Raw genomic sequence first — 11,586 nt, forward strand, 5'->3', positions numbered from 1 at the left:
TTAAGTTTCAAATCCAGATATAAAGCTGTTTTACTCCTAAATTCTAAATTATGCGAAATTTAATGCCTTTTACCTGCTCCCAGATACAACTCACCCACTTTCGGGTCATTCAATAATTCTTGACCTGGCCCCGAGATAGCATCGCGTCCAGATTCTAGTACATATCCACGATCAGCCATTTCTAAAGCCTTGCGGGCATTTTGTTCTACTAATACGATCGCAGTACCCGTTTGATTAATTTGTTTAATCTGGTCAAAAACCTGTGTTACCAAGATGGGCGATAAAGCCGCAGAAGGTTCATCTAGAATTAGCAAACTAGGTTCCAACATCAAAGCTTTGCCCATCGCTAGCATCTGGCGTTCTCCTCCAGATAAGGTGCCAGCACGTTGATTGCGGCGATCGCTCAGTCTAGGAAACATGCTAAATATTTTATCTTTGAGTGGTTTCAAAGGAACGTTAAGGACAAAAGCACCCATCTCCAAGTTCTCTTCGACACTCAGAGAGGGGAAAACATTAACAATTTGCGGTACATAGCACATTCCCCGCTGTACGATTTGATTTGACTTTAGCCCTACAATATTTTCACCTTTGAAGGTAATTGTGCCAGTGTGAGGGTTTAAAAGTCCAAAAATTGTTTTTGCTAAAGTAGATTTACCAGCACCGTTAGGGCCAATTACTGCTACCAGTTCCCCTGGTGCAGCGTGAAAATTCACACCTTGTAGGATATCTACGTCTTTGATATATCCGGCGTGGACGTTTTGAACTTCTAGTAAATAGTCATTTGTCATGTGTCATTTATTATTAGTCATTAGTCATTTGTCAGTGGTCATTGGCAAAAAACAACTGACAACTGACCACTGACTATGAACTATTCCGGAGTTTTTTGCAACTCCGGTCGTTCTTCTGGAAGAATTGCCCCTTCGACTGGGCAAACTTGGAGACATATACCACAGTCAATGCAGGTAGTAAAGTCAATCCAGTACCAATCGGTTCCCTTGACGTTTTTGCCCGGCCCTTCATGAATGCAAGCTACCGGACAAGCACCTACGCAGTCAGCAACGCCTTCACAGACTTCTGTAACAATTGTGTGCGGCATGTTCTCGATTCCCTCTCTTCTGTATCGGCTATTTCTAGCCTAGCAGGGGAGTGGGCAGAGGTGCCCAGGGGCAGAGTAGCAGAGGGAAAGTTGCAGTAAATCTTTCTCCCGATCCTCTGCTTGCTTGTGTCCCCGTGTCCTCTTTTTCATGCCAATTCACTTAACGCAATGATTCGATTTTTGGTGAGCCATCAGCTTTGATCCAGGCGATTTGGGCAATACTGCGATCGCGTGCATATTGGCGGATGGCGTCTGCATCCCTTCTGAGCAAATCTATTTCTACTCGCACCAAATGAGTGGAATCTCGCAGTTTTTGAGCGTAAGCAAAGGCAGGAGCGTCAGCACTCGGCGTCTCTGGTACTACCAACCAGTTGCTAGCTGGGGTTGTTTGCGGTAATTGCCCAGTTGATAATAAAACTTGGTATAAATCTTCGATATTGAGTACAAAACCAATTCCAGGAATGTTTTCTCCTTGTGGATGATATAGCCCCAAAAGCTGGTCGTAGCGACCACCCTGCCCTAAAATTTGGGCTTGAGATGCAGTATCATTGACAACTTGAAAGACGATACCAGTGTAGTAGTCTATGGTCTGAATCAGGCTCAGGTCGAGAATTAAGGAGAATTTTTTTTCTGATTCCAGTAATTCTACTAAGGATTTGAGATTATTTACTGCGTGTTGCTGTTGTTCATCTAGCTGCAAGGTACTGACTTTTTGCAAGACTTCAGCACTTGGCCCGCGCAGATCCATCATAATTCGAGCGCGATCGCGTAGTTCGTCACTCAGAGGTAAAGTATCTATAGTAATACGGTCAAGATGAGCGATCGCAGTGCGAACTTTATCCTGTAGATTAGCACCAAAGGCATTCAGGAGCGATCGGGTTATTCCCGCTTCACCTAAAATTAAATGCCATTGGCGCAAACCCAGTGCAGCCAGACAATCTGCTACCAGTAGCAATACCTCTGCATTTGCTAGCAATCCACCAGCACCTAATAGCTCGACTCCAGCTTGATAAAACTCCTGCTGGCGATTATGCCTACTTTCCCAAGTGCGGCGAAATACATTGGCATTGTAGTACAGCCGTTGGGGATAGGTTACACCTGCCATGCGAGTCACAACGGTACGAGCAATAGACGCTGTTAATTCTGGACGCAAGCCCAATTCATCGTCTTCGCTATTTTGTAGTTGAATTACCATCTGGCGCTGGATTGCTTCCCCTGCCATCAAGGTATCCATCCGTTCTAAAGTCGAGGTGATAATCCTGTGATATCCCCAACGGTGAAACACATGTTGTAACCTATCTTCAATCCAGCGTTTTTTCGCCACATCTAAGGGTAATAAATCCCTGGCTCCCGCTGCTGGTTGATACACCATTATTTTTTCTTCCCACCAAACAAACCACCGAACAAACCACCATTACCAGATTTATCTGGTTGCTTATCTCCATTATTGGGGGATGAAGTCACCTTATGATCCGTAGGTTGTTGCCCTAAAACTTTATCTATTTTAGGTTTCCATTGCAACGCTATTTGGTCATTGGGGTCTAACTTGAGAGCGTTCTCGAAGTGGATTTTTGCCATTTTTAGCTGATTTTGCTTCAAATACACCATTCCAATCAAGCTATGGCAGTGACTATTTTTCGGTTCTAGCTTCAAGGCTTCCTGCAATTCTACTTTGGCTTGAGCAAATTGGTTTTTGTCAATCAAAGATTGAGCGCGACGAACATACTGTTCTACAACTGAGTCTTCTTTTGCTGGTGCTGGTGGCGCTGATGATGCCTGTTTTGCTGTATCTGGCTTAGGTGTACCTGAGTTGACTTTGGGTTGAGCAGTTGCTGATGATGCTGCGGATGTTTTAGCTGCACTCCGCATTAAGTAGACTAAATTCAACTCACTAATTTGGGCAATGATTTGGAGGGCTTGCTCTAAAGAATCATATTGGGTTTGGGCAAGTTTAGCGATCGCACTTTTATAAGAATGATCGATATTAGCAGCAGCAGCTAACTGTCTACCTAATTCTGTATTTAAAGTCACTGAGGTAGATTCCTGTACCAAACGCTTGCCCATTTGCGACAAAATCAAAATATATTCCGTCCGAGTGCGTTCGTTAGCAAGTTTTTCGTAAGCTGGGTTAACTAACTTCGATAACAATTCATTACCTAGCTGTTTTTGCTCACTACTTCCAGTAATAATACTATCTGGGTGTAAACGACGGGCGATTTGAAGATAGCGTTTGCGAATATCTTTGACATCCGCATCGACTGGAACGCACAATACAGCGTGATGATCTATGAAATCATATCTAAATAGTCCGCGATCTATTTTGAAAGACATATAGCAGTTTGCACCAAAGGAGCAATTAGATTTTTTCTAGTTTACTTCGCTCCATCGGCGATCCGTCAGTAGCAAATTATCATTAGTCATTAGTCATTGGTCATTGGAAGAGGCATGGGGCAGACGGGAAAAACTCTGCTCCCCTGCCCCCCTGCTCCCCGATCTCCCCTCACTTCCAAGCTGACAGGGGTGGAACTTGTAAAAGTTCACGACTCACGGTGTCGTGAATGTAACTATTTGTGGCCAGAATTCTACCTGACTCAATTTTTAAGGGAGTGCCATCGTAGGCGGTAACTTTGCCGCCAGCTTCTTGTACCAAAACGATACCAGCCACAATATCCCAAGGGGAAAGTCCCCGTTCCCAGTAACCATCGACGCGTCCACAGGCAACATAGGCCAAATCCAGCGATGCCGAACCGCTACGTCTAACGCCCTGAGTCAAATGGGTGAGGTGGCTAAATTCTGCATAATTGTTATCAGAGGTTTCGCGGCGATCGTAGGCAAATCCAGTTACCAGCAAGCTCTTATTCAGTTCTGAGGTTGCCGAAACTGTTATGGGGTGGCGGTTGCGTGTTGCTCCCAAACCAGCAGCGGCACGAAATAGCTCATTGTGAAAGGGGTCATAAATGACACCAACTTGGGGAACGCTATTAATTAACAGCCCGATGGAAACGGCAAAGAATGGGTATTGATGCGCGTAATTGGTTGTGCCATCTAAAGGATCTATAGCCCAGAGGTATTCATTTTCGCGATCGCCTAAGTTTCCTGATTCTTCAGCAAGAATAGAATGTTGCGGAAAATGGCGACGTAAAATTTCTAAAACCACCTCTTCGGAGGCTTTATCAGCAGCTGTGACTAAATCACCAGGGCGTCCTTTTTCAATAATTGCATCTTCTAACTTACCCAAGTAGCCTTGGAGTATGGCACCACCAGCCAACGCCGCTTCTGTCGCAATGTCTAGAAAAATTTGTAGGTTTGTCATTTGTTATTAGTCATTAGTCATTAGTCATTAGTCATTGGGAGTAAACAGTGAGTTATTCACCTTGTCCCCTCCGCCCCCCAGTCACACTCTTCAAAGATTTTGACGGCGAAACTCAGCAGGAGTGAGGCGCATGGGTTTTTCTGGGTTCCAAATTCCTTGCCCCATGACTCTAGCCCATTGTTGGGCACGTTCTAAACGTTGGTCATATTTGTGATTAGGCGATCGCCCAACGAACAATGCATTACCTTGTTTGACTAATTCCTCATTCAACAAAATCTTATTTTTCCATACATAAGCTAGGGTTCGCCCAATTTTATCTTTTGCTTCTAAATCAAACTCCAGCATTACTGATTGCTCTGCACCTCCAATTAGATTTTCTAACTGTTCTTTTGCTTGTTCACCCCAAGGTCGCTGTCGCAAATCTGGTGCATCAATTCCCACTAACCGCACTTGGGAAATCAGATTTGGTTGTTCGGCCATGCCCAAGACTTCCAAACTTTGCCCACTAACTACCCGCGCTACCTTTACCTGGGCCTGATTGTTTGGCAGCTGATTTTTACCTTGGCAACTCACCAAAAGCAATAGACAAACCAAAATAGCTATTTTTCGCACCCAGCCATCAAGAGACACTTTCCTCTTGACACCTGGGCGCCTGTGCGTGAACAAAATCCTATTCTTCATCTAACGGTAAACCCGCTTTAACTCGACCCCTACCAAAATAGCGTCCAAACTGGAGTTCATAAACTTCATCTTCGTCTTGTGTTTCCACCTCCAAGTCAGAACGGGGGTAACTCACACATAACAATGCATAACCTTGCCGACGTAACTCTGGCGACAATCCGATCGCCTCTGGTTGGTAAATTTCTCCTGACAACACTCTCACAGCACAAGTAGTGCAAGCCCCATTACGGCAAGAAAAAGGCAGTTCTGCACCTTGTTTTTCAGCAGAGTGCAGAATGTAGCGGTCTTCTGGTACTTCTAGGGTGTGTATTTTGCCAGTGGCGCGATCGCGAACTCGAATTGTATATCTACGGGACATCTGGATTTGCGTTTTGAGACTTTAACTTTGAGATTAATCTAAAAATCTTTTTTTATCTTTGCATTTTTTGGAATTCTATAGTAAGATTGTGAATCGTGGCATCTGGAGAGATGGCCGAGTGGTTTAAGGCGCAGCACTGGAAATGCTGTAATGCGGAAACGTATTCTAGGGTTCAAATCCCTATCTCTCCGTTCAAAAGTATACAGGTTAAGGGTTTTGGGCTTTATCCTTTATAGTTTGTAGGTTTTATGCATTCCAAAATTGGTTTAACAAGTGGTGTATGTGGTTGAATGATTTTAGCCAAAATCACAACACTAAATTTTCGCTGATCAAAATTAATAGGGGCAAAGGAATACTTTGCCCCTATTAATTTTGATCGATCCTAATCTGATTAAAAACCAACAGATGGCAGTTTGCCCTGTACTAACTCAAACTGTGCTTGAGCACAATTGGCACAATTGCAACCTAGTTGATCGATAATCGGATTAGATTTTTGAATCAATTGTGGTGCTGCCAAACTAGGAATTTCTTGTGTCGATACTACTGTGATTACTGGTGTAGCATATGCAGATTTTAGGCTAGATGCTTGTGCCGGATTGGCTAGCATTAACATGGATGCCAGAAAAGCAGGACAGGCAAGTAAAATCAGTTTGGCTATGTTCATAATTTACACAAGTATACGTTTGTTCATACAGCATAGCTAATAAATTGACGATGTTCAATACTCAGTGGTCAGTACACAGTACTGAGTTAGGATTTATTCTCCTTTTCCCTTTCCTGCCTTGCCCCTGCGCTTCCCATTCCCCCTTTTACCTACTCTTAATTACGGCCAAATCCCTAACCTTGCAAAGCTTCTGACCAAATAAGTAATTCGCCTTTCTCACCGCCTGCGGCTAGTAATTTGCCTTGGGGATGCCAAGCTAAGCTAGAAAAGCCTCCTGAGACACCTGTGATTATTTGGGATACTTCCTTGGCTTTGTCCCACAAACACAACCAGCCATCAGCACCAGCTGATGCGAGAAGGAAGCTTTGAGGTGCAAAGGCGATCGCATTAATTACATCCACATGATTTGTTAAAACTCGCGCTTCCCAACCTAAGGTATCATCCTCTAACTTTTCCCAGACCACAATACCTTCAACGCTAGAGGATGCCAATATTGGCGCACCGAGTTCCGTAGTAGCTTCTGACCATGCCAATTGGCGAATTTTTCCAGGGAAGCCCCGCATCACCCAAGGATCGGGATTGTTCCATTCCAAAACGGTGACGCTACGATCCATATTGCCAGAAGCGAGGAATTTGCCATCGGGTGACCAAGCCATCGCGACGCTGACGGTAGTCATATCTAAAATGTATGGTTCGTCATCCCAGTTTTGACTGTGCCAAATCTTGACTCCTTTATAACCAGCAATGGCTAGGTATTGGCCATCAATGCGCCAATCGATACCCAAGACTGATGAGTTGTCGAAATTCAATGTGACGACAACTTCACGAGTATCTGCATCCCACACTTGGACATAACGCCCCAAACTAAAAGCTAGTTGGTTACTGGTATAATTCCAAGCTAGTTTGTCAACCCATGCAGGTGCATTTTCCAAAGTGGCGATTAATTGAGTATCCTGCCAAATTTTGACTTGTCCATCCTGTCCACCAACAGCTAAAAATTTCCCATCTGGGGAAAAGGCAAGGCAATCTATTGATTTACCATTACCAGTTTGCAAGGTGGTCAGTTGACCATCATTCCACAGTACTACTTCTCCTGCTGCGGAAGTTGCTGCTAAAGTTTGACCTTGGGGTGACCAAGCGATCGCAGTTACATAGTCTGCAAGTGTCCCCGAATAGTGTTGTTCAAATTGTTTAGATTTGCTGGTTGTAGAGTTCATATTTATTGAGTACTGGGTACTGGGGACTAGGGACTGGGAACTCAGGACTTGAAACTAGGGACTGAATTCTTCCCAATCCCCAGTCACCAATCACCTTTTAAGCCAAACAGGCAAGAAAATCTTGCTTGAGTTGATCTGCATCCAGGTTGCGACCGATGAATACTAGTTCATTTTTCGGAGTTTCACTGGGTTTCCAAGGGCGATCTGGTCTGCCATCAAATATCATATGCACTCCTTGGAACACAAATCTATTTTCTTCCCCGGCGATATTTAATATGCCTTTCATCCGGAAAATATCTGGGCCTTGGGTACGCAGTAACTCAGAAAGCCAAGCGTTTAATTTGTCTCCATCAACTGCACCTTTTTCCACTAAGGCTACAGAAAAGACGCTTTCATCATGTTCGTGGGCATCTTCGCCTAAGAAATTTGGATCTATTTCTAATGCCCGATCTAAATCAAATGCTTTCACACCTAATAAAGCATTCATTTCTAATTCAGAGTTGCGGGTACGATAGATTTTTGCCATAGCATTCATTGACCGAATTCGCTTTTCTAATTCGTCCAATTCTTCTGGCTTAACCAAATCTGTTTTATTAAGTAAAATTACATCAGCAAAGGCAATCTGTTCTTGGGCTTCGTCTGCGTCCCAGTGCTGCCAGATATGCTTGGCATCTACGACTGTTACCACTGCATCTAAAGACAGTTGATTTTGCAAATCTTCATCAACAAAAAATGTCTGAATCACTGGTGCAGGGTCGGCTAAGCCAGTTGTTTCAATTACCAAATGGTCAAATTTATCACGCCGCTTCATCAAATTGCCAATGATGCGAATTAAATCGCCGCGCACTGTACAACAAATACAGCCATTATTCATTTCAAATATTTCTTCATCTGCATCGATAATTAGTTGATTATCAATGCCCACTTCCCCAAATTCATTAACAATCACAGCAACTTTTTTGCCGTGTTCGTAGGTGAGGATGTGATTAAGTAGAGTTGTTTTACCTGCTCCCAAATAACCTGTAAGAACAGTAACGGGAACTGAATTTGTGCTTACGTCAGCCACCATACTCTAAATTCCTTTTATCTAACCTGATGGATAATCATTACCGCTTATGATAATTGTTTTTATTTTTTTGTGCGAACTTGGCTTAAGAATTCAGAATTCATAACTCGGAATTGGTAAGGAAAACAGGCTTTATAACTGGCTACGAGACGAATCGTTGTGTCTTTGAGTTTCCTTAAAATCTGCTGTAGTTGAATCAAGAAATATTTTATTTTCATGCATTATGTAATAAGTAATAAATATTAACAAATTATGAAAAAACAATGTTTGCTGAACATGGTTTTAGTTTGCAGCTTGATAAACTGAGAAAATAATGATAATGATTATCGTTATTTATCTAATCATACCATTTTAGGAAATTTCTGCTACAAACATGTTGGTAGGGGCGTACATCTGTACGCCCCTACAGTGGATTAACTAGTTGCAAATATTTTTAGTTCTCAATTCTGAACAAAAAATTCTGAACTGCTGCTAAAACATCTGCTGGGTGTTCTTCATGCAGTCCTAGAGAACCAGGAATAATAACACTTCTTACCCCTGGTAATACTGCTAAAGCGTTCATTTCTTCTCGCGATTTGACAGGGCTGGCTTCCCCAATTACCACCATGAGTGGTACGGTTAAAGACTCTACAAGTTTGAGAAAATCGGATTGCTGGCGTACAGCATCGAGATTACCGGTTACAAAGGCAGCAGAAGCAAATCTCGCTCCTGGTTGTTGAGTTGTCTGCCATTTCTTCTCGATGAAATTGGGTGTAAGTTTAGCCGTGTCAGTAAAGACATGACGGCGGTACATAAAATTTAAGAAAGATGGGGTAGTGTTGAGTTTATAGAGAGCTTGACCAAGTATAGGCGATCGCACTAATTCTCTCACCATACCAGCTATCTTTTGACTTGCCCCCATTGTCGGCAAAGGCCCGCGCCAAGTAGGAGCTAACAACACAATTTGTGAGAATGCAGCAGGCTGTTTTACCGCTAATTGTAAGACGTAACTGGCAGCATGACCAGCGGCCATTACAGTAATTGGAGTCTTAAAAATAGCGTTGACAAAATCTTCCAGAAATTGCTGATATATTTGGGGTCGATAATTTAAACTAGGGCGAGAAGATTCCCCAAAACCAGGCCAGTCTACAGCTACAACTTGAAAATTGGGAGCTAATAATCTAGCAAGTTCACCCATTTCCAAACGCGTCGAAACACTGCTAAAAGCTGGGAGCAACAATAGCGGCGAACCTTTACCAAGGGTTTCATAAACAACGCGCAATTGCTGGTTTTCCCAATTCCAAAGATATTCTTGAACTACTCCACCAAACCCAAGAGCAGCAGAAGTAGATAATAAATTTGTTGACATTAGATTAAATTTGGCTATTAGCCATCAGTCATTAGTTATTAGTTATTAGTCATTAGTCATTGTTTATTCACCAATGCCCAATGCCCAATTATGAGTTAGGTACATCTAACTTGCATTCCAAGGCTTTTTTTTGCATGGTTTTAAAAATGTTGTAAAATCCATTAGCACGGGAAGGTGTAAGGCTAACATTTAAACCTGTTGCTTGAATAAAATCTGGAGTAAGTTGCACAATTTCAGTTGGCGTTAGTCCATTCAATCCTTCAACCAAAAGCCCTACTAATCCTTTGGTTAACTGGGAATCAGAATCGCCTTGAAACACAACTTTACCATCTTTCAAGGTTGCTGTGATATAAACTTGAGAAACACAACCAGGAACTTTATTATCAGGTAATTTATCAGCTTCTGGAAACTCATTGAGCTTCTGAGCATACCAGATTAGCTGTTCGTAGCGTCGCTTCGGTTCGGAAGCGCGTTGAAAGCGCTGGACAATTTTAGCGAGCGCAGGTGGCAAAGAATCTAGAGTTGAAGACATAACAGAAGCTGGAAATAATCGCTATCATCTTGAGTGTAAATTATCTTTAGAGCAATCGCGTCTGTACTTCACTTTGACTATTACGCAGCCATAACAGGCATTATTGACTAGAAGTTGTCAAATCGAGATAATTGATGCGATGTCTGCGACGGTCTACGCCTACGCACTCGTATCCGTGACGTTGTTTAATCTGTAGACCTGCCTTGAAAATAGGAACTGGGGATTGGGGAAGAAATATTTTCATTCCTTCGTTGTGCTCGCGTAGCGTGCGCTTTGCGCTCACCGTGTTCATGGAGTCTCTTGCAAAAGTCCCTAACACCCCACCCCCAACCCCTAAGAGCAAGCTCTTAGGGGAGCGTTTGCTGTCTTCAAATGCGGGGTGGGGTCCTTTATTTTTGATTTACGCAAGAGGTCTTGTGTAATCACAAAAACTTTATTTTGTTGTGAGCAGGCTTTGACGGCAACTCCCATAATTTAGAGATGTATCACTGTAGACTTTTTGTTATTACGTAAGCGTTCGGGAAGCCGTGAAATTTATGTGTCGTTTAATGCAAAGATATTTGTGATTTAGAAAACATGCATTCCAGCCTTTTTTATTATTTTCTAGAGGCTGAGCTGTTTGGATAGTCTATTTTATGTCACAGCTAATTGATTAATCAGAGTTGTTCAAATGTACTACTCTTTATTTTAGCTTCAATCAGATCCTAGCAGCAAAAAGACCCAACATGGGGCAGATTATATTAAGTAGTGAGAATAAGTGTTAAATATTGATGCAATATTGGGTATTTTGTTGAATTAGCTTCGAGAAGTTTCAGATTATATTTTCAATCATTAATAAATTTCAGGAGCAAATCAGGTGTTTACTTCAACCTTACTCGCTGCTGCAACTGCACCCCTGGAATGGAGTCCTGTAGTTGGCGTGACTATGATTCTTGCCAACATACTTGCCATTGCCTTTGGCAAATCTACCATCAAGTATCAAAATGCAGAACCGAAATTACCATCACCTAATTTCTTTGGTGGTTTTGGTTTACCTGCTTTATTAGCAACTACCGCCTTTGGTCATCTCTTAGGTGTAGGCGCTATTTTAGGACTGCATAACTTGGGCAGACTTTAGTTTATTACCCAAGTTAGCCCTTATTTGATGATTTTTTGTCTCCAGCTTTGAGCCAGAAAACTGCTTATCTGGCTCTTTTTTAATTGAATACTGAGTTATAAAAACTCTTAGTGACTAAATAAATTGTATTCAATTGTACATAAGTAAGTGGGCATCAAAAAAGTCAGCTATGTTAAGATATATAATACGGAGAG

14 protein-coding genes and 1 tRNA gene are annotated in these 11,586 nt (G+C 42.4%); 2 read left to right on the top strand and 13 right to left on the bottom strand.

The annotated features are described in order from the left end of the window. Positions 1 to 59: 59 nt before the first annotated feature. From ACM0OY_RS31665 to ACM0OY_RS31695, 7 genes are all read right to left on the bottom strand, one after another. Positions 60 to 788, bottom strand: coding sequence for an ABC transporter ATP-binding protein (locus ACM0OY_RS31665; protein WP_414572732.1), 729 nt, complete (start codon positions 786 to 788; stop codon positions 60 to 62). A gap of 80 nt (positions 789 to 868) precedes the next feature. Next, positions 869 to 1,096: an indolepyruvate ferredoxin oxidoreductase subunit alpha gene (locus tag ACM0OY_RS31670; protein ID WP_414572733.1), complete on the bottom strand. Its 228-nt coding sequence runs from the start codon at positions 1,094 to 1,096 to the stop codon at positions 869 to 871. A gap of 160 nt (positions 1,097 to 1,256) precedes the next feature. After that, positions 1,257 to 2,468 carry an ATP phosphoribosyltransferase regulatory subunit gene (locus ACM0OY_RS31675; protein WP_414572734.1) on the bottom strand — a complete coding sequence of 404 codons (1,212 nt, stop codon included), beginning with the start codon at positions 2,466 to 2,468 and terminating at the stop codon, positions 1,257 to 1,259. Further along, positions 2,468 to 3,427, bottom strand: coding sequence for a J domain-containing protein (locus ACM0OY_RS31680; protein ID WP_414572735.1), 960 nt, complete (start codon positions 3,425 to 3,427; stop codon positions 2,468 to 2,470). Before ACM0OY_RS31680 ends, ACM0OY_RS31675 begins: the two co-directional genes overlap by 1 nt. A gap of 169 nt (positions 3,428 to 3,596) precedes the next feature. Continuing rightward, positions 3,597 to 4,409: an inositol monophosphatase family protein gene (locus ACM0OY_RS31685; protein WP_414572736.1), complete on the bottom strand. Its 813-nt coding sequence runs from the start codon at positions 4,407 to 4,409 to the stop codon at positions 3,597 to 3,599. A gap of 90 nt (positions 4,410 to 4,499) precedes the next feature. Next, entirely contained in the window at positions 4,500 to 5,090 is a 591-nt protein-coding gene (locus tag ACM0OY_RS31690) for a thermonuclease family protein (protein ID WP_414572737.1), read from the bottom strand. After that, a complete protein-coding gene (locus ACM0OY_RS31695; RefSeq protein ID WP_414572738.1) occupies positions 5,080 to 5,448 on the bottom strand; it encodes a 2Fe-2S iron-sulfur cluster-binding protein in 369 nt (122 codons plus the stop codon). The genes ACM0OY_RS31690 and ACM0OY_RS31695 overlap by 11 nt, the downstream gene beginning before the upstream one ends. A 104-nt stretch (positions 5,449 to 5,552) precedes the next feature. On the opposite strand from ACM0OY_RS31695, the gene ACM0OY_RS31700 reads away from it, so the two are divergent. After that, positions 5,553 to 5,639 (top strand) — tRNA-Ser (locus ACM0OY_RS31700). Between the two features lie 200 nt (positions 5,640 to 5,839). Here the strand turns inward: ACM0OY_RS31700 and ACM0OY_RS31705 are convergent. The 6 genes from ACM0OY_RS31705 to ACM0OY_RS31730 form a co-directional block, all read right to left on the bottom strand. Continuing rightward, positions 5,840 to 6,112, bottom strand: a complete 273-nt coding sequence (locus ACM0OY_RS31705) for a hypothetical protein (protein WP_414572739.1) — start codon at positions 6,110 to 6,112, stop codon at positions 5,840 to 5,842. Positions 6,113 to 6,285: 173 nt separating this feature from the next. Continuing rightward, complete coding sequence (locus tag ACM0OY_RS31710) at positions 6,286 to 7,329, bottom strand: WD40 repeat domain-containing protein (protein ID WP_414572740.1); 1,044 nt, start codon at positions 7,327 to 7,329, stop codon at positions 6,286 to 6,288. Positions 7,330 to 7,426: 97 nt separating this feature from the next. After that, positions 7,427 to 8,398 (bottom strand): CobW family GTP-binding protein, encoded by a 972-nt coding sequence (locus tag ACM0OY_RS31715; protein ID WP_414572741.1) that lies wholly within the window; start codon positions 8,396 to 8,398, stop codon positions 7,427 to 7,429. 430 nt (positions 8,399 to 8,828) lie between these two features. Further along, positions 8,829 to 9,743, bottom strand: a complete 915-nt coding sequence (locus ACM0OY_RS31720; RefSeq protein ID WP_414572742.1) for an alpha/beta fold hydrolase — start codon at positions 9,741 to 9,743, stop codon at positions 8,829 to 8,831. Between the two features lie 88 nt (positions 9,744 to 9,831). Beyond that, entirely contained in the window at positions 9,832 to 10,275 is a 444-nt protein-coding gene (locus ACM0OY_RS31725; protein WP_414572743.1) for a SufE family protein, read from the bottom strand. A gap of 100 nt (positions 10,276 to 10,375) precedes the next feature. Then, positions 10,376 to 10,519, bottom strand: coding sequence for a hypothetical protein (locus tag ACM0OY_RS31730; protein ID WP_414572744.1), 144 nt, complete (start codon positions 10,517 to 10,519; stop codon positions 10,376 to 10,378). A 612-nt stretch (positions 10,520 to 11,131) separates the two neighbouring features. Here ACM0OY_RS31730 and psaK point away from each other — a divergent pair. Then, positions 11,132 to 11,392 carry a photosystem I reaction center subunit PsaK gene (gene psaK, locus ACM0OY_RS31735; RefSeq protein WP_414572745.1) on the top strand — a complete coding sequence of 87 codons (261 nt, stop codon included), beginning with the start codon at positions 11,132 to 11,134 and terminating at the stop codon, positions 11,390 to 11,392. Positions 11,393 to 11,586 lie beyond the last annotated feature (194 nt).

This window comes from Nostoc sp. CCY 9925 (assembly GCF_963920935.1).
In the GTDB taxonomy this organism is placed as follows: Bacteria; Cyanobacteriota; Cyanobacteriia; order Cyanobacteriales; family Nostocaceae; genus Nostoc.